Source organism: Methylobacterium sp. D53M (assembly GCF_053345625.1).
The window spans coordinates 175341-192726 of the sequence record NZ_JBKFAL010000005.1 but is presented as its reverse complement, the minus strand read 5'-3'; the positions used below and the strand labels follow the sequence as shown (position 1 = coordinate 192726).

General features: G+C 74.4%; 13 protein-coding genes. 6 read left to right on the top strand and 7 right to left on the bottom strand.

All coding sequences use genetic code 11. From position 1 onward, the window contains the following. Window positions 1-25: 25 nt before the first annotated feature. The 5 genes from ACLBYG_RS11620 to ACLBYG_RS11600 all read right to left on the bottom strand — a co-directional run bounded on the left by ACLBYG_RS11620 (window position 26) and on the right by ACLBYG_RS11600 (window position 5629). Entirely contained in the window at window positions 26-1663 is a 1638-nt protein-coding gene (locus ACLBYG_RS11620; RefSeq protein WP_447681557.1) for an ABC transporter substrate-binding protein, read from the bottom strand. Further along, entirely contained in the window at window positions 1660-3987 is a 2328-nt protein-coding gene (locus ACLBYG_RS11615) for an ATP-binding protein (RefSeq protein ID WP_447681556.1), read from the bottom strand. Before ACLBYG_RS11615 ends, ACLBYG_RS11620 begins: the two co-directional genes overlap by 4 nt. 244 nt (window positions 3988-4231) lie before the next feature. After that, window positions 4232-4447: a hypothetical protein gene (locus ACLBYG_RS11610; protein ID WP_447681555.1), complete on the bottom strand. Its 216-nt coding sequence runs from the start codon at window positions 4445-4447 to the stop codon at window positions 4232-4234. 15 nt (window positions 4448-4462) lie between these two features. Beyond that, window positions 4463-4732 (bottom strand): hypothetical protein, encoded by a 270-nt coding sequence (locus ACLBYG_RS11605; protein WP_447681554.1) that lies wholly within the window; start codon window positions 4730-4732, stop codon window positions 4463-4465. Between the two features lie 141 nt (window positions 4733-4873). Continuing rightward, window positions 4874-5629 carry a response regulator gene (locus ACLBYG_RS11600; RefSeq protein WP_447681553.1) on the bottom strand — a complete coding sequence of 252 codons (756 nt, stop codon included), beginning with the start codon at window positions 5627-5629 and terminating at the stop codon, window positions 4874-4876. Between the two features lie 134 nt (window positions 5630-5763). Here ACLBYG_RS11600 and ACLBYG_RS11595 point away from each other — a divergent pair, with 134 nt between their 5' ends. After that, window positions 5764-7518 carry an ATP-binding response regulator gene (locus ACLBYG_RS11595; RefSeq protein ID WP_447681552.1) on the top strand — a complete coding sequence of 585 codons (1755 nt, stop codon included), beginning with the start codon at window positions 5764-5766 and terminating at the stop codon, window positions 7516-7518. 317 nt (window positions 7519-7835) lie between these two features. Here the strand turns inward: ACLBYG_RS11595 and ACLBYG_RS11590 are convergent, their stop codons facing one another. Both ACLBYG_RS11590 and ACLBYG_RS11585 read right to left on the bottom strand, forming a co-directional pair. Then, on the bottom strand, window positions 7836-8345 hold the full coding sequence (locus ACLBYG_RS11590; RefSeq protein WP_091680604.1) for a c-type cytochrome: 510 nt from the start codon (window positions 8343-8345) through the stop codon (window positions 7836-7838). Between the two features lie 158 nt (window positions 8346-8503). Then, window positions 8504-9895 (bottom strand): aminotransferase-like domain-containing protein, encoded by a 1392-nt coding sequence (locus tag ACLBYG_RS11585; RefSeq protein ID WP_091680602.1) that lies wholly within the window; start codon window positions 9893-9895, stop codon window positions 8504-8506. Window positions 9896-10100: 205 nt separating this feature from the next. On the opposite strand from ACLBYG_RS11585, the gene ACLBYG_RS11580 reads away from it, so the two are divergent. The 5 genes from ACLBYG_RS11580 (at window position 10101) to ACLBYG_RS11560 (ending at window position 17360) form a co-directional block, all read left to right on the top strand. Beyond that, window positions 10101-10505 (top strand): DUF983 domain-containing protein, encoded by a 405-nt coding sequence (locus ACLBYG_RS11580; protein WP_085986796.1) that lies wholly within the window; start codon window positions 10101-10103, stop codon window positions 10503-10505. Between the two features lie 378 nt (window positions 10506-10883). After that, the gene (locus ACLBYG_RS11575) at window positions 10884-12041 is read left to right on the top strand and encodes an AAA family ATPase (protein WP_447681581.1); all 1158 of its coding nucleotides are present in this window, start codon (window positions 10884-10886) and stop codon (window positions 12039-12041) included. Beyond that, a complete protein-coding gene (locus ACLBYG_RS11570) occupies window positions 12038-12490 on the top strand; it encodes a hypothetical protein (RefSeq protein WP_447681551.1) in 453 nt (150 codons plus the stop codon). The genes ACLBYG_RS11575 and ACLBYG_RS11570 overlap by 4 nt, the downstream gene beginning before the upstream one ends. After that, a complete protein-coding gene (locus ACLBYG_RS11565; RefSeq protein ID WP_447681550.1) occupies window positions 12487-14400 on the top strand; it encodes a hypothetical protein in 1914 nt (637 codons plus the stop codon). The genes ACLBYG_RS11570 and ACLBYG_RS11565 overlap by 4 nt, the downstream gene beginning before the upstream one ends. Then, entirely contained in the window at window positions 14385-17360 is a 2976-nt protein-coding gene (locus tag ACLBYG_RS11560; RefSeq protein ID WP_447681549.1) for a hypothetical protein, read from the top strand. Before ACLBYG_RS11565 ends, ACLBYG_RS11560 begins: the two co-directional genes overlap by 16 nt. Window positions 17361-17386: the final 26 nt, after the last annotated feature.

Genomic DNA, 17386 nt, shown 5'->3' with positions numbered 1-17386 from the left:
CGCGAGGACGGTGCTGTCGTTGCCGTCAGCGCGGGTCGCGGAACCGTACCGTCTCGAACAGGTGGCGGCCGAGGGGATCCATCGTCAGGCCGAGCACGTCGTCGCGGAGCGCCAGATGCACCTTGGTGTGGGCCAGGGGCACCCAGGGCATCGCGCGCCGGGCGATGGCCTGAGCCTGCCGGTACAGAGCCTGGCGCGCCTCCCGGTCGCCGGTGCGGCGGGCGGCCTCGACCAGCCGGTCGTAGGCCGGGTCGCACCAGCGGGCGAGGTTGGCGCCGCCGGTCTGGGCAGCCTTGCAGCCGAGCAGGACGTTCAGGAAGTTGTCCGGGTCGCCGTTGTCGCTCGTCCAGCCGTAGAGCATCAGCGTGGGCTCTCCGCCGTACAGGGCGGCGCGGTACGCGTTCCAGGGACGCGTGACCGGGCGCGCGCGGATGCCAACTTGCGCGAGGTCGGCCTGGATCATGTCGGCGACGCGCCGGCCGTTCGGGTTGTAGGGTCGGCTGACTGGCGGATACCACAGGTCAACGTCGAAGCCGTCGGCGAGCCCGGCCTCGGCCAGCAGGCGCAGCGCCTCGCCGCGGTCGAAGGGGGTGTCCGGCAGGTCCGCGTCGTGGGCCCAGATCCCGGGCGGCAGCGGCCCCTGCGCCAGGATCCCCGCGTCGCCGTAGACGCCCGCCACGATCGCCCGCCGGTCGATGGCGAGGTTGACCGCGCGCCGCACCCGGACGTCGCCGAAGGGCGCACGGGTCGTGTTGAGGGCGAGATAGGCGACGTTCAGCTCGGCCAGCGCGAGCAGCGTCAGGCCCGGCTCCGCCCGGATCGCGTCGAGGTCGCCGGTCGCCGGGAACGCCATGGCGTGGCACTCGCCGGCCCGCAGCTTGTTCAGCCGGACCGCCGCGTTCGGCGTGATCGCGAAGACGAGACCGTCGGGTCGCTCGCCCGGCTCGTTCCCGTCCGCGGCGCGGCGCCAGTAATCCGGGAAGGCGCGGTAGCGGAGGACCTGATCCGGCCGGTACCCCTCGAACACGAACGGGCCCGTCCCGACGGGCGCCCGGGCGAGGTCGTCCGACGCGTTGCCGGCCGCGAGGGCGGCCGCGTACTCGGCGGACAGGATGGCGCCGAAGGCCTGCGCGATGTTCGCGAGGAAGGTGGTGTCGGCCTCGCGCAGCCGGAAGCGGACGTGGCGCGAATCCTGGGCGTCGACGGCCTCGATCAGGTCGGCGAGGCCGAGATCGTGGAAGTAGGTGAAGCCCTGCGCGGCGCCGTCGGGCCCTGAGCGCCGCTGCCGGGTGAACGAGAACACCACGTCGTCGGCGTTCAGGGCGCGCGTGGGGGTGAAGCGCGCGTTGGCGTGGAAGCGGACGCCGTTCCGCAGAGCGAAGACGTAGGTCCGGCCGTCCTCCGAGACCGTCCAGGATTCGGCGAGGGCCGAGCGGATCGTCGTGGTGCCGGGCACGAACTCCACGAGCGTATTGTAGACCTGCCACGCGGCGTTCATCGTGGTGGTGGTCGTAGCGCGGGCGGGATCGAAGGTTTCCGGGCTGCCTTCCGAGCAGAACACGAAGGTGCGCGCCGATGCCGGGCCGTGACCCAGGATCAGCGCCGAGATGAAGGCGACCGCCAGGGCGCGCTGGCCGGCGCGGTATGCCGCGGCCGGCCTCACGGCGTCCGGATCGCGCCGGTCCGCGGCCGGGCGGCCGCTCCGGCACCCTGGGCGGGAAAGTCGATCTGCACGACGGTCCCCTGGCCGGGCTCGCTGCTGACCGCGATGCGGCCGCCGAGCTTGGCGGTCACGAGATTGTGGACGATGTGCATGCCGAGCCCCGTGCTGCCGGCGCTGCGGGCCGTCGTGAAGAACGGGTCGAAGATCCGGTCGAGGTGCTCCGGCGGGATGCCCTGACCGGTGTCGCGGACCTCCATCCGCACGAGGCCGCCCTCCCGTTCCGACACGTGCACGGTGATCCGTCCCGGCTCGCCCGCGCGGAAGCCGTGCACGACCGCGTTCGCGATGAGGTTGGTCACGATCTGCGCGAGCACGCCGGGATTGGTGTCGATGACGAGGTCCGCGGGGCAGGCGCGCTCCACCACGTGGCCGCCCTTGCGCAGCATCGGCCTGAGGCTCGCCAGCAGGTCGTCGAGCCAGGTCGCCAGCACGACGCTGCGGCTCTCGTCGCTGACGCGGTCCACCGCGACCTGCTTGAAGCCCTGGACGAGGTCGGCGGCCCGGGTGAGATTCGTGCAGAGCAGGGTAGCGCCCTCCTCGACCCGGTCGACGAAGTGGTTCAGCCGGGACCGCGACAGCGTGCCGGCGGACAGGCCGGTGCGGAAGGCCCGCGCCTCGTCGCTCATGAGCGTCCCGGTGGTGAGCGCGATGCCCAGCGGCGTGTTGATCTCGTGGGCGACCCCGGCCACGAGTTGCCCGAGGGAGGCGAGCTTCTCGGCCCGGACGAGGTTGTCCTGGGTCCGGCGCAGCTCGACCAGGGCGACGTCCGCCTGATCCTTGGCCCGGCGCAGCGCGCCTTCCCGGCGGGTGATCTCGGAGACGAACACCGCGGTGGCGCGGGCGATGTCGCCGAGCTCGTCGCGGCGTGCCGTGCCCCGCACGGCCGCCCCCGCCGGGTTACCGGTCAGCATGACCATGTCGCCCTGGAGGGCGCGCAGCGGCACCAGGATCGAGCGGGCGACGAGGATCACGACCAGCGCGCCGAACAGCAGGAGCCCGGCGGCGCCGGCGAGCAGGATCCGCTGGATGACGATGCCGGACCGGTCGGCGTCCTCCACGAAGGCGTCGTTGAGCGCCTTGGCGCTGTCGCTCATCGTCGCGGCGAGCCCGTCCATCGCGACGATCATGGCGTTCTGCTGCCGCAGGCCCCCGATGGTGGTGGTGAGGCGCCCGCGCCACCCGTCGAGGGCCTGGACCATCTCGGCCTGGATCAGCGGCGAGATCGGCAGCGAGGCGGCGCTCCGGGCGAGGCGCTCGCCCTCGTCGCGCATCCGCTCGGCGAGGGCCGCGTCCCGGTGCAGGAGGGCGCCCGCGGTGCGCGGCCCCAGCTTGAGGGTGCCGATCGCGACGTTCTGGGTGGCGCGCTCGATCTCGTTGGCCTCCACGGAATAGGCCAGCAGCTGCGCCACCTCGTCGTGCAGGCTCTCCTGGCCGGACGTCTCGATCTTCAAGGTGCGCTCGATCCAGGCGTCGAGCCTCGCGCGGAGGTCCGGCTTCGACCCCGCCGTCTCGGCGGTGAGCGCGTCGAGGGCCTCCGCGTCGGCGTCCCGGCCGTCGGCCCGCAGCGCCGCCGCGAGGTCGCGGCTGGCGGCGCGGAAGAGGCCCTGCGCGCGCGGGCCGTCGCTCTCCGAGACCGCCGCTCCGGCGGGGCCGGCCGCGGGGGCCTCGCTCCGGGCCGCGGCCTGAGCGGCGAGCACGGCGCTCTCCGCGCTGCGGGCTCTCAGGGCGTTGAGGCGGGCCACGAGGCCCCGGGCGACCCGCAGCGCCTCGACCTTCTCGGCCGTCGAGCGCGCGAGGTCGGCGTTCGAGGCCTGCTGCCGCAGGCGCGCCCGGTCGGTGAGGTCGATCAGGGTGTCGGCCCGCTGCGTCATCTCGCGGATCAGGCCGTCATTCTCCCGGGTCCGGCGGACGAAGGCGTCCATCTCGCCCCGGTAGCGGGCCAGCGCCCGCTCCACCGAGGCGGTCCGCGCGCGCTGCTCGTCGATGCGGGCGAAGCCGGCCAGCCGGCCGAGGCCGGCCTCGGCCCGTGCCGTCAGGGCGGCGAAGCGCTCGGCGTAGGCGGGCCGGTCCTGCGCGTCCGCGGCGGCGTACTGGTCGCGGACCAGGCGGGCGGTGGCGATGTCGTGGTACACGTCGGCGGCCAGGACCGCGCCGCGCCGGGCGCGCTCCTCCTGCGCCAGGAGGAGCCAGCCGGCCATGGCGATCGCGCCGGCGGCGAGGATCGGCACGCCACCGACCAGGGCGATCTTGGGTCCAACCCGCATCCGCGTCCCGACATAGGGGTCCGGCAGCAACTTAAGGCCGTGCCGGAGAGCGGTGCAATCGGGCGGCGCTGCGGCGACCGGTTCATCCGGCTTCCGCGCGCAATCTTCGGTCGATGCCGCCCGCCCCGTCATCGCGCGCGCAGCGAAGCGACCCAGTGCTGCGCGCGCCCGGCCGATGTGGCGACGCCGGATCGCTTCGCTGCGCGTGCAGAGACGGCGTCGAAGCCATCCGCCACGGGCGGTCTCAGCGATGTCGGGATCGGGGCGGCCGCGGCTCCGGGCCGGCCAGCACGGCATCCTGCGCGTCACGCGCGCAATCGCGCGGCGGCGGCACGCCGAACCGCTCGGCGCAGGTCGGCAGGCGCCGCGGAGCGCATTCTCCGCCGTGCAGCATGCGGCGCAGCGCGCCGAGCAGGTCGGGATCTTCGTCGACACCGGGGTCGTCGCGGAAGTGCGGCATGGCGGTTCGCGCCCCTCACCGACGGCCGGGCGCGGCGTCGACAGCGATGAGCCGGACGCGACGGCCCGCCGGTTCGCCGACCGGGCCGGCACCCGCGCAGGCGCCGGGCGGGTACGGCCAGGCCGCCCCGCCACAGGCGGCGCCGTCACGGGCCGCCGCGGAGGCCTTTGCGCCCCCGCTGGCCTGCATGGGCACCGTGCTGGCCGCTTGGGTCCAGCCGACGAGCGCCAGGACGCAGAGCGTGCCGAAAGCCGCGGCCGACGAGGTACCGATCACGTGTCGCATGGCCCGTCCTCCGGGCACCTCCGGCCCTCGGTCCTGCCACGCTGATAGGGACGCTCCGTACCGCGGATATTGCTTCCAGCCCGATCTGGAGCGTAAATTGTTGCGTCACCCCATCACGACGCAACATTGATCCGGGTCGCATCAGTCTCCCTCGGGGCGGAATATGTATCCGAGGCCCCGCACGGTGCGGATGTAGCGCGGATTGCCGGGGTCCGGCTCGACCTTCTTGCGGATGCGGTTGATCCGTACGTCGATGGCGCGGTCGAACGCGTCCGGGTCGCGGGCGTCTGCGAGGTCGAGCAGGCGCTCGCGCGAGAGCGCCCGCCGCGGATTGTCGGCGAACGCCTTCAGCAGGTCGAATTCTGAGCGGGTGAGCGCCTGCTCCAGACCGGCATCGTCGCTGAGGCGCAGGGCGTCGAGCTCCAGCCATTTCGTGCCGAACCGGATGCGGCTCACGGGAACCGGGGCCGGCGCGGCGGTCGGCGTCTGCACGCGGCGCAGGACCGAGCGCACGCGGGCGACCAGCTCGCGCAACTCGCAGGGCTTGGGCAAGTAATCGTCGGCCCCGAGCTCCAGCCCGACCACGCGGTCGATCGCGCTCGCCGTGGCGGTGAGCATGATGATCGGGATCGCGGTCCGGGCCTTGAGGTCGCGCACGATGGAGAGCCCGTCCTCCTCGGGCATGTTCAGGTCGAGCACGATCAGGTCCGGGCTGTGGCCGGCGAGGTGCTCCCGCAAGGAGCGCCCGCCGTCGCACAGGACCACCGAGAACCCGTGGAGCTTCAGGTAATCCCCGACCATCTCGCGGGTCGCTGCCTCGTCGTCCACCACGGCGATCGACGGGATCGCCGCACCGCCGCGGGCGGCGCCGGGGGCGGGGCTGGTTGGTATGGTCATCGCAGCGGTGCGCACTTTCCGGGTTCGCTCTTGAACGAATGCAGGAATCGTATCGGCTCACGGTAGCGTGACAAGTTTTCAACACGATTTCTAGCGTAGTCGTCCGATTGCGAGCAGCATTTCAGGTCATAGCCATGGACGATGACACCCTCACGCTGATCCCTGACGACCTCGACGAGGCGCAGCCGACCGCGGGAGCCTGGGTGATCGCCGTGATCGACGACGATCCGGCCGTGCATGACGGCACGCGCTACGCGCTGGCGAGCTACACCCTCGACGGGCGCGGCCTGGAGATCCTCACCGCCCGTTCGGCCGCGGAGGCGCGGGTGCTGCTCGCCGAGCGCCGCGACGTGGCGGTGGTGCTGCTCGACGTGGTGATGGAGACCGACAATGCCGGGCTGGAGCTGGTGGACTACATCCGGCGCGAGCTCCGGCAGGAGACCGTGCGCATCATCCTGCGGACCGGCCAGCCCGGGCAGGCGCCGGAGCGGCGGATCATCGTCGACTACGACATCAACGACTACAAGGCGAAGACCGAGCTGACCGCCGACAAGCTATTCACCAGCCTCACCGCGGCCCTGCGCGCCCATCAGCAGCTCAAGCGCCTCGACGAGACCCGGCGCGGGCTCGAGATCATCATCGACGCCGCGCCGATGCTCCTCGATCACAAGTCGATGCAGCGCCTGGCGGAGGGTGTCCTCACCCAGGTCGCCTCGCTCCTGAACGTCGCCTGCGCCGGCATCCTGGTCCTGCGCGAGACCGCCGCCCCGCAGGAGCGCTTCTGCGTTCTGGCCGGCTCCGGCTGTTACGGCCACTACGCCGGCCGCGAGCCGTGCTGGCCGCTGGAGGAGCGGGTGCAACCCCTCGTCGAACGCGCCTTTGCCGAGCGCCGGCACAGCTTCGGCGAGCACTGGTCGACCCTGTATCTGCACACGGCGAGCGGCAGCGAGATCGTCGCGCTGATCGAGGCCGACCGCCAGTTGTCCGAGACCGACCGGTCGCTCATCGCCCTGTTCACGAGCCGGCTGTCGATCGCCTTCGACAACGTCATCCTCTACGAGCGGCTGCAGCTGACCAACGCCGACCTCGAGCGGCGGGTCGTCGAGCGGACCGCCGAGCTGATCCGGGCGAATCGCCGGCTGGACCTGCAGCGCTCGGACCTGCGGCGCGCCAACAGCCTGAAGACCGAGATCCTCGGCACGATCGCGCACGATCTGAAGAACCCGCTGGCGGTCATTCTCGGCCGCGCCGAGATGCTGTCCGACCTGATCGACATGCAGGGCGACCGGGAGCAGATGCGGGCGCAGGTGCAGCACGTGCGCACCAGCGCCAAAGGGCTGACGACCATGATCGACAGCCTCATGGCCGACGCGATGAACGACGCCCTCGACATCAGCCTGCGCCGGGAACCGGTCGACCTCGCGGGCCTCGCCCGGGAGGTCTGCGAGGCCGACCGGCCGCTCGCCGACGCGAAGGACCAGACCCTGGTCTGCGAAGGCCCGGACGAGCTGTTCCTCTGCGGCGACGCCGAGCGCCTGCGCGAGGCCCTCGACAACCTCGTCTCGAACGCCATCAAGTACAGCCCGGCGGGCGGGGCGATCACGGTCCGGGTCAGCCGCGAGCCGGGCCCGCGCGGCGCGGAACTGATCTGCGCCGTCGCCGACCACGGGCCCGGCCTCTCGCCGGAGGATTCGGCCCGCGTGTTCGGGCGGTTCCAGCGCCTGTCGGCCAAGCCCACCGGCGGCGAGAATTCGACCGGTCTCGGGCTCTCGATCGTCCGTCGGATCGCCGAGCTTCACGGCGGCCGCGCCACGGCGGAGAGCGCCGGTCCGGGGCTGGGAGCGGTCTTCGCGATCCGCTTCCCGGAAGAATCCGTCGGGCTGATCTGAGGGATCGCCGGGTCAGTCCGTGCCGCCACGCGAGACGTCGCGCAATCCGGCGGCAGAGGAGCTTGACCACGACGCCGCTCCGAGGCGGCCGATCACCGGCCGCGACCGCGAAGAGACGGCAGATGGCGACGCGCAGGATGACGAACACCGCGTCCGGATCCGACCGGCTCGTCGCTTGGTCGATGATCGCGGGTCTCGCACCGGCTCTGATCCAGTACGCGCACGGCGTCGCCCTGCCCGCGCGCTTCGTCGGACCGGCTGGACGATCCCGGCTCCGATCGCGTCGCGAAGGACGCGCGATGCCGCCGGGGAGCCGCTCAAGGCCGCGACGGGCGCGCCTCTGCGTCACCGTCCCCCGGTGACCGGGTCCGGAGATAGGCGATGAGATCCCCCCGATCGAGGGGATCGGGAAGGCCGCGGAAGGTCATGCTCGTGCCGGGCGCCAGCTTCGCCGGGGCGGCGAGCCAGAGGTCCATCCGCTCCGGTGTCCAGACGCCGCCCAGCGCCCGGAGCGCCCCGGTATAGCCGTAGCGCCGGCTGTTGCTGGCGACCGGCTTGCCGAGCACGCCGTAGAGTTCGGGTCCGTTCCGATCGCCCGCCCCCGGGCTGATCGTGTGGCAGGCGGCGCACTGACCGAACAGCCGCCCGCCGCGCTCCGCGTCGGCCACCCGCATGACGTCGTCGAACGTCGGGGTCTCGCCCAGGGCGCGGCGGCGCTCCCGTCCGTCGTCCGAGCAGGCTGAGGCGAGCAGTACCAGCGCCAGTGCCGAGACGCGCGAGGGACGACGCGGGATCCGCGGGCGCGTCCGCCTTAGACACCGGAGCATCGCGTTCCCTTCGCGGTCAGAGGGGTCGGACCGGCATGGGCCGGTCGGCCGTTGGGGAGCGCGGCGCGCCGAGCACGATCCAGCCGACGACCGGGGCGGCGCGCGACCGGGCGGCGCAGCTTGGCCGAGCGCGGGAAGCTCGCGCCGCCTCTGCCGGCTCAGACAACGGTGGAGATCGCGCCGGGCGGGTGCGCCAGCAGCGTCGCGAGCAGGCTGAGGCCGTACCGGAGCGTCTCGGCGTCCGGCGCCGCGCCCAGGGAGACGCGGATCGCTTCCGGGGCGGCCCCGACCGCGAAGGCGTCGCTCGGGACGACCGACACGCCGAGCTGGCGCGCGTGGGCGCCGAACTCGCCGCGACGCCAGGGATCGGGCAGCCGGAGCCACAGATGGTGCCCGCACGGATGCGCCCAGACGTCCAGGTCCCGGAGCGTCTCGCGCGCGACCGCCTGCCTGAGCTCGTTCTCCTGCCGGATCGCCGCGACGATGCCGTCGAGCTCGCCCTCGGCGATCCAGTGCGAGGCGAGCGCGGCCGTGAGGGGCGAGGCCATCATGTTGATGGCGCGCAGTTCGGCCGCCAGCCGCACCGCCTCGTTCGTCCCCGGGACCGCGACGTAGGCGATGCGCAGGCCGGGACTCGCGCATTTGGACAGCGTCGCGATGTGCCACGTGATGTCGCTCGCCTGGGACGCGATGGGAGCCGGCGCGTCGTGGGGCAAGGCGCCGTACGCGTCGTCCTCGATGATGGCGACGCCGTGCGTGCGGGCGATCTCGGCGATCCGCCGACGCCGGATTGCCGGCAGGGTCGCCGTGGTCGGGTTGTCGAGGGTCGGCACGAGGTACAGGGCCCGCGGCCGATCGGATCGGCACCGCTCGAGCAGGGCGTCCGGGTCGAGCCCCTCCGCGTCGCCGGCCACAGGCAGGAGGCGGACGCCGCGGCGCTCCGCGGCCATGCGCAGCCCGGGATAGGTGAGCGCCGGGACGCAGAGGGCGTCGCCCGGCTTCAGGACGGCGGCGAGCACGGCGGCGAGCACGACCTGGGCACCGCCGGCCACGAGGACGCGCTGCATCGGGAGCGCCCCGAGCCGTTGACCGAGCCAGTGGGCCGCCGCCGCCCGGTCGGCGAGGTTCCCGGCACTGTCCTGGTACTGCATCCGGGCCAGGAAGGTGGACGAACCGGCCAACCGCGACAGACCCGCCTCCAGGCGCTCCGCCAGCCGCGCCGCCTCCGGCTGGGGCGGCATGTTCATGCTGAAATCGACGCTGCCGGACGGATCGGGCCTGCGCATCTCCGCGGCCGGCGATCGGGACGCCCGGACGAAGCTGCCCCGGCCCGCGGTCGCGTCGATCAGGCCCGTTCGGCGCGCCTCGTTGAAGGCGCGCGTGACCGTCGTGAGATCGACGTTGAGGTGCTTCGCCAGGGCGCGCTGCGGCGGAAGGCGCGCTCCCGGCGAGAGCCGGCCGGCCCGGATGTCCTCGGCCAACGCCCGGACGATGGCGAGGTACTTGGGCCCCGTGTCGCCGGCGATTGTCGGGCTCCAGGATTCCATCATTGACCCCTGTAATCCCACCACTGTATGCATACATTGAGTGTGCGGCCAGATCTCTCAGTGTTCGCAACCGGCCGCGATCCGCCGGAAACCTGTCGGATGGCTCAGTCTCAACCGCGATTGTATGGCTTGATATGCCATACAATCGGCAGGCGCAAGGCCGGTCGATCAGGGATCGGCGCCGGCCTGTTGCTCAGGACCGTCGATGATGCAGAGGACCACCGACCAATCGCTCATGTCCGTCGGCCTGCGCTGCCGCTGCCCGCGCTGCGGGACAGGACGCCTGTTCGACGGCTTCATCACCCTGCGGCCGCGCTGCGAGGCGTGCGGGCTGGACTACGGCTTCGCCGATCCGGCGGACGGGCCCGCCTTCTTCATCATGATGACGATGGCGTTCCCCGTCACCGCTTTCGGGATCTGGCTGGAACTCACCTACGATCCGCCGCTCTGGGTCCACGCCGTGGTGACGCTGCCGCTGCTCCTCCTGGCCTGCGTGCCGATCATCCGACCGCTGAAGGGGCTCTTCATCGCCAGCCAGTACATCAACAAGGCCGAGGAGGGACGCCTCGCGGTCCCGAAGGCGCCGGTCTCCGGTCCGACGTCGCGGGACTGACCGCGTCGCCGGTGCGTGCGCGCCGCCGCGATGGTCAGGCGGCGGTCGCGGCACGTTGACCGGAAGTCGACCGCCGGGCTAGCCTCGCGGAATCAGAGTATTCCGGGATATCTCGTGGGCAGAATGTTTCGCGTGATCGTCCCGGCGCCGGGGCTGCGCGACGATAGTGGGAAGCGTACACGGGCAGATTTGGCATCTCGGCGGATGCCGGTGATCGGGACGCGCGGCCGCGCAGGAAAGTCTTCGGTCCGGCCGCGCCTCACGTCACGGGACGGGCTCCGTGAGGCGCCCGCCGCCGGCTCGACGGCGCGGCGCGGGACGGCACCGCGACCGATCGCCCTGTCGCGGCGAGCGGGCCGAACCTGACGGGAGGGGGGTATCGATACCGCCATCGCACGCCTGGAGCGCGCCATCGGCCGCGCGGCCCGCGGCCTGGTCGGGCGTCGCCACGTGGTGGAGCTGGTGCACCTCGCGCTGGTGGCGCGCGAGCATCTCCTGCTGATCGGACCGCCCGGCACCGGCAAGTCGGCCGCGGTGCGGGCCTGCGCCGCCGGGACCGGGGCGCGCTGCTTCGAGTACCTGATCGGGCGCTTCACGGAACCGGCCGAACTGTTCGGCCCGCTGGACCTCGAAGCCCTGCGCGCGGGCAAGCTGCGGCCGGACATCTCCGGCATGCTGCCGGAGGCCGAGTTCGCCTTCCTCGATGAGGTCTTCCTCGGCTCCACCGCGATCCTGAACGCGCTTCTCGGCGTGCTGAACGAGCGCCGCTACCGCCGGGGGCATTTCGACACCGCCGTCCCGCTGCGCTGCTGCGTCGGCGCCAGCAACGCCCTGCCGGAGGATCCCGGTCTCGCGGCCTTCGCCGACCGCTTCCTCGTCACGGCCTTCGTCGATCCCCTGGCCGACGCCGACCTGGAGGCCCTGCTCGCCGGCGATCCGGTCGCGTCCGTCGAACCCGGCGACGGGGATGCGCCGCTGACGCTCGCGGAGATCGACGCCCTCGCCGAGGCCGCCGCGCGGATCGACCTCGCGCCGGTCCGGCCTGCCTACGCGCAGGTGGTGCGCAAGCTGCGCGCCCGCGGCGTGCGGCTGAGCGACCGGCGCGTGGTGCGGGGCCAGTCGCTCCTGGCGGCGGCGGCGCTCATCGCGGGCCGGACGGCCGCGGAGGAGGCCGACCTGTGGCCGGTGATCCACCTCGTCCAGGACAGGATCGCGCAGGACGAGGCCCGCGACCTGCTGCGCGTCGAGCTCGGCGCCGCGGCGAGCCCCGTCCTGCCCGCGGCCGCCAAGGCGGCGGGCTACGGTCCGGCCGCACGGGCCGCGGACCTCGCCAGGGAGGGGGAGGCTCTGGCCGCCTCCGCCCCGGACGACCGCATCGCCCCCGCCTTCGAGGCCTGGCTGGTCCGCGCCGAATCCTTCCTCGTGCAGATCGACGCCGCCTTCGGGGCGGAGGAGCGCCCGCCGGCCCTCGCCGCGGCGCGGGACGCGCTGCTGACGCGCTGCCGGGCACCGGTCGCGGGCGTGACCCCGGCGTGATCCCGGATCCGGCGCGTCTTCCCCTGCGGTTGATGCCGGCGGCCGGCGGCTCGCCGGTGGGTCTGCGCCTCACCCGCAGCGACGCGGCCGGTCTCTTGGCGCGGATCGCCCCGCGGATCGGCCGCTACGCCACCCTGCGCCTGGCGCTGGCGGGCGGCGAGGCCGTCCTGTTCGCCCCCGACACGGGCTCGGGCCGGCCAGTGCTGCCCTGGTGCGCGACGCCGCTCGAGTGGCTGGCGGCCGACGGGCCGCTGCTCCTGCCCTTCGGGTACCGCCTCGCCGTGCCGGCGCCCTGGCGCGCCGAGGTCGCGCGCCGCCTGCTCGACCGGCACGGGATGGGCGGTCCGGCACTGCTCGTTCCCGACGGCGAAACCCTGCGCCTGCTCGACCTCGCCGGCTCGCGCGCCGTGCCGGACATCGACACCGGCCGCCTGGGAGAGGCGGCGTGAGCGCCGCGTCGACCGGTCCGCTGACGACCCTGCCGCCGGCGCTCGCACCGTGGACGGCGCTCTTCTCCGACATGGCGGAACCGGATCTGCGGATCCTCGCGGCGCTGGTCGAGGCGCTGCGGCCCCTCGTCGAGCGGGCCGACGGCGCGGGCGGGCAACCGCAGGGCGAGATCGACGGGCTGGGGGGCCTCGGAACCCGCGGCGGGATCGAGCGCCTCGTCGCCTCGGAGTGGCTCTGGCGCGACCTCGATCCGGACGCCTTCCTGCAGCGCGCGGCCGAGCGCGACCTGCTGACCCTGGAGCCGGTCTACCGTCAGGCGGCGGATGCGGGCGCCGTGCTGGCCGTGGTCGATACCGGGCCGGAACTCCTCGGCGCCCCCCGCCTCGTGGCCTTCGCGGCGCTGCTCTGCCTGGCCGGCCTCGCCCGGCGGCGCGGCGCGCGCCTGCTCTGGGCCTCGACCGCCACGCCGGAGCGGCGCTGGCTCGGCGCGTTGAAGCGGTCCGACGCCGCGATCCTTCTCCGCGAGAGCGCCGCCACATCCCTCGACGCGGTCGAACTCGAACGGGTCGTGGCCGAGCCGGTCGCGACCCGCGCGGCCGGGCGGCCCGGCGCCAGCCTCTGGCTCATCGGCGGGTCCGACCTGCCCGAAGCGGCGCGGCCGTGCCGGCGGATCACCATCGTGGAGCGGCCGCGTCTCGGGCCGGACGGCCTCGCCGTGGCCGCCGACGTCACCGTGCTGGACGCCACCGGCCCTGTCGCCGCCGCGCGCCTCGACCTCCCGCCGGAGCGCGAGGCGGTGGCGCTGTTGCGCGACCCGTTCCGGCCCCGTCCGGCTCCCGGACGCCCGCCGTCCCGGCGGTCCGCGCTCGACCGGAGCGCGGCGCCTCCGGACTGGGCGCCCCGCGGGCTGGCCTTCGCGCCCTGCGGCGAGCACCTCCTGGTGGCGCGGCCCGACGGCATCCTCATCGTCCCCGTCACCGGCACCTCCGGCGCGCTGCGCCTGCCGGTCGCACCCCACGAGCGCCTCGTGGGGCTCGCCGTCGGCCGGTCGCGGATCCGGGCCGCGTGCCTCAACGTCTACGCCGACGACGCGCGCCTGACGCTCCGCAGCTGGACCTTCGACCGCTCGGGCGCCGCTGCGACGCTCGACCGGCGGATCCCGCGGGACCATCCTCTGGTGAGCCGGCGCCTGCCGAAGGCGGTTCTGCCGCCCCTCGGGATGCTGAAACGCCGCAACCGGTCCTGGCTCCTGGCGGCCGACGGCACGGCCTTCCTGGTCTCGGAGACGCGGCTGATCGAGTACGCGCCGCTCGCGGGCGAGCTTCCCCTCGCGGTCACGCCCGCCGGTCTGCTGATGCGCGATCGCGCGGACGGGGTGATCGCGCGGCGGCCTTCCGACGGGAAGGTCGTGGCGCGGTTCCCCGGCCGGGCCGGATCGCTGCGGCCGGGCGGCGGCCTCGCCCTCTGCGCGGTGCGCGGGCAGCCCACCCTGGGGATCGAGCAGGCGAGCGGGCACTGGCACGTGGTGAACGCCGCGGACGGAGCGGTCGCGCACCTCGGGCCGCAGGGCCGGATCATCGGCATCGTGCCCCCGTACGACGGCGTGCGCGCCCAGGCCGTCGGAAGCCTCCTCGCCCTCCATCTCGACCACGACGAGGCGGGATCGGCGCGCCTGACGTTCCGGACCCCGGACGGCGCGGCGGCGGGCGATCCCCTGACGCTTCCGGACGCGACCCTCGAGGCGGTGCGCGTCGCCGTCGATGCCGATGCCGTCCCGTGCATCGCGGCCGCGCGGTGCGACGCCGCGGGCTTCGTCGCCGCGCTCGCCTTCGGCCAGCTCGACCGCGGATGGTCCCACCTGAGAGATCTCGGCGCGTTCGCGGAAACCGTCCCGTGCCTGGGCGCCTGAGGCCGCCGCCGGTCCCCGATGCCCGGGAGCCGCTCGCGGCCCTGCGCCCGCGCGGCTGGGTGCATGCCGGCACGATCCCCCTCGACGGGATCCTGATGGCGCGCGGCCCCGCGGGGCCGGACTGGCGCGCCCGGCTCCTTCCCTGGCTCGAGCACGCCGCGGAGGTGCGGGCACGCGGCGATCGCGTGCTCGTGCTGTTCGCCGCGCCCGTCACGCGGGACTGCGCGGCCCTCGGACCGGTCCTGCCGGTCGTGCGCAGTGCCGGGATCCTGACCGCCGTGCCCCTCGCCGAGCCGGAGCCGCCCGTCGCCGCGGCCCTGCGGGACCATGTCGTCCACATGACGGGGGGACGCCTCGCCGCCGAGCCGCTGGCGGCCTTCGCCAGTCTCGACATCGCCGGTTGGTGGGATCTCGACGCGATCGCGGTGCATCCGGCCGAACGCCTGCCGGTCCTGCGACCGGCGCCGCCGGCGCGCCGCCTCGTCAGCGCCCCCGCCCTCGTCGCCGACGCGGACCCCCTCGCGCCGGTCCGCGACGCCGTGACCCGGCGGCCGCGGCGCCGGACGAAGCACGTCCTCGGCGATCTCGTCACCCGCGGCCGGCGCGTGATCGGCGGCGCGTTGGGGCTCCTCTGGACCGCCTACGTCGTCCTGCTGGCCTCCATCATGGTCGGCGCCATGGTGCTCGGCTTCGCCGAGAACGTCCGGACGACGGCGGAGCACGGGGCCGCCGCGGCCCACTGGGGCAGCCTCGCGCTGCCGGTGCTGGTCCTTCTCGTCCTCGCGTGGTTCGCGTTCTGGCGTCGCGGAGCGCGGGCCGGGCGTGAGGCGGCTGCGCCCTCGGCCAGCCCGCCCGCCGCGACCGGCACCGGGCGCACGCCCATCTGGCGCCGGGCGGCGGCGTGGCTCGCGTGGCGCTCGCCCTACGCGGCCCATCTTCGCCGCCTCTATGCCCGGCGGCTCACCGAGGTCGAGCGGCTGTTCGCGGCGGGGCGCGTCGACGAGGCCCTGTACCGGGCGATCGGTCTCGGCGGCGCGGCGCGGCGCGGGAGCGCCTTCGCCGACCTGCCCCTGACCGGGCCCGGGCTGCGCAGGAGCCTCGACCTCGATCTCGGGCCGCAGCGGGCGAGCGGACTGAGCCTCGCGCCCGCGGACGAGATCCGGCTCGCGGCGCTCTACCGCGCGCAGGCCGCGGCGATGGCCGGACGCGGCGACACGGAACGCGCGGCCTTCGTGCTCGACAGCCTGGTCGGGAACCCGCACGAGGCGGTGCGCCTCCTCGCGGAATCCGGGCGCCTCGAGACCGCAGCCCGTCTGGCCGAGGCGCGCCGCCTCCCGCCCGCGACGACCGTCCCGCTCTGGTTCCGGGCGGGGCAGACCGAGCGGGCCCTGGCACTCGCCGCCCGCCACGAGGCCCACGCGGAGCTCTGGAAGGAACTCGAGGCCGACGATCCGTTCCGACCGGTCCTGGCCGAGGCCTGGGCCGCGCGCCTCGTCGGGATCGGCGCCCTGGATCGCGCCGCCGCGGTCACCTTCGGCCTGCCGGCTCTGGCCGAGCGACGACTGGACTGGATCCGGCAAGCCCTCGACGCCGAGACGCCGGTGCCGGCCGCGCCGCTCGCCCGGGCCCTGCGCGCTCTGTCCTGGGAGGGACGGGACGGCGACCGGCTGCACGCCGCCTTCACGGACCTGGTGAGCGGGACCGGGGCCGAGGCGGCGGCGCGCCGGAGTGCGGTGGCCGCGCTCCTGCTCGACGCGCAGTTCGAGGGCGGTCCGGTGCGGCCGCCGACGCCCGCCTTCGCGCTCCTCTGCCGCGGCCTCGCGCGCCGCCTCGCCGCGGATGACGGCATCCTCGGCCACGATGCGGAGCGCGCCCGGCTCGCCGGGCGCCTCGCGGAAGCCGGCGGACAGGTCGCCCTGCGCCAGCATCTCCGGCAGCTCAGGACGCGCACCGCACCGTCCGCCTCCCGCCTGGCGGGCCCGCTCGTCGTCCCTGACGGCCCGGCGCTGGCCGAGATCGCCGATGCCGCGCTCCTGTCGGGCGGGCGGCTGCTCCTGGGCTACCGCTCCGGGCTCGTGCGCCTCCTCGGCCGCGCCGGCCGCGAGCGCTGGCGGGGACAGGTGGATGGCCTGACGGGCTTCGCGTGTCTCGGCGCGGGCGACCGGGCCCTCGTTCTGCGCGAGACGCTCGACGGCCCCGACGTCCAGCTCTTCGACGCCGGCACCGGACGGCTCCTGCCGCTCGGTCCCCTGCCGATCACGCACTGGCATGGTCAGGCGGACGAGACCGGCTGGCTCGTCTTCGACGGGGAGGCGCTCGTCCGGCTGGACACCGCCTCGCTCCTCGGTCGCGCGGGCGGCGCGCCCGGCTCCGACGGCGCCCTGGCGCACCATTGGCGCCTGCCCATGACCGAACCGGGCCGGCCGCTGCTGCTCGCTGCCTTCGCGGACGCGAGCGCCCTGATCTACGCCCGGCACGACGGCCTGATCGAGTGGTGGAGCCTGTCCTCCCGCACCCTTGCGGTGACGTGCCGGTTCTGGACGCCGCCCGATCGCGGCGTCGGCGTGCTCGGCCTGACCGAGGCCGTCGCCTGGTCCCTCGAGGGGACCGGCGTGCATCCGCACCTGCGGGCGCATCCCCACGCTTTCACGACGGCCTCCCGGGAGCAGGAGCGCGCGTTGATCGAGGCCGCCGCGCGCGCGGAGCCCGCGGATCCGCCGCGCCTAGTCGCGGCGGAGAACGGCCGCCTCTGGGCCGCGACCGCCACCGAGGAGGGGACGCTCTGGGCCGGCGTGCCCGGCGCGAACCGGATCCGCGGACCGGCCGTCCTGTGGCAGGGCAGCGGGAGCCTGCGCGCGCGCTTCGCTCTCGAGGGCGACGCCGCGGCCGTCTTCGACGAGCGCGGTCGCCTGATCGTGTTCGAGACCGTCACCGGACAGGTGACCCTGCGCCTAATCTGACCGGCCGGGCTCGCGCACAGCCTTGG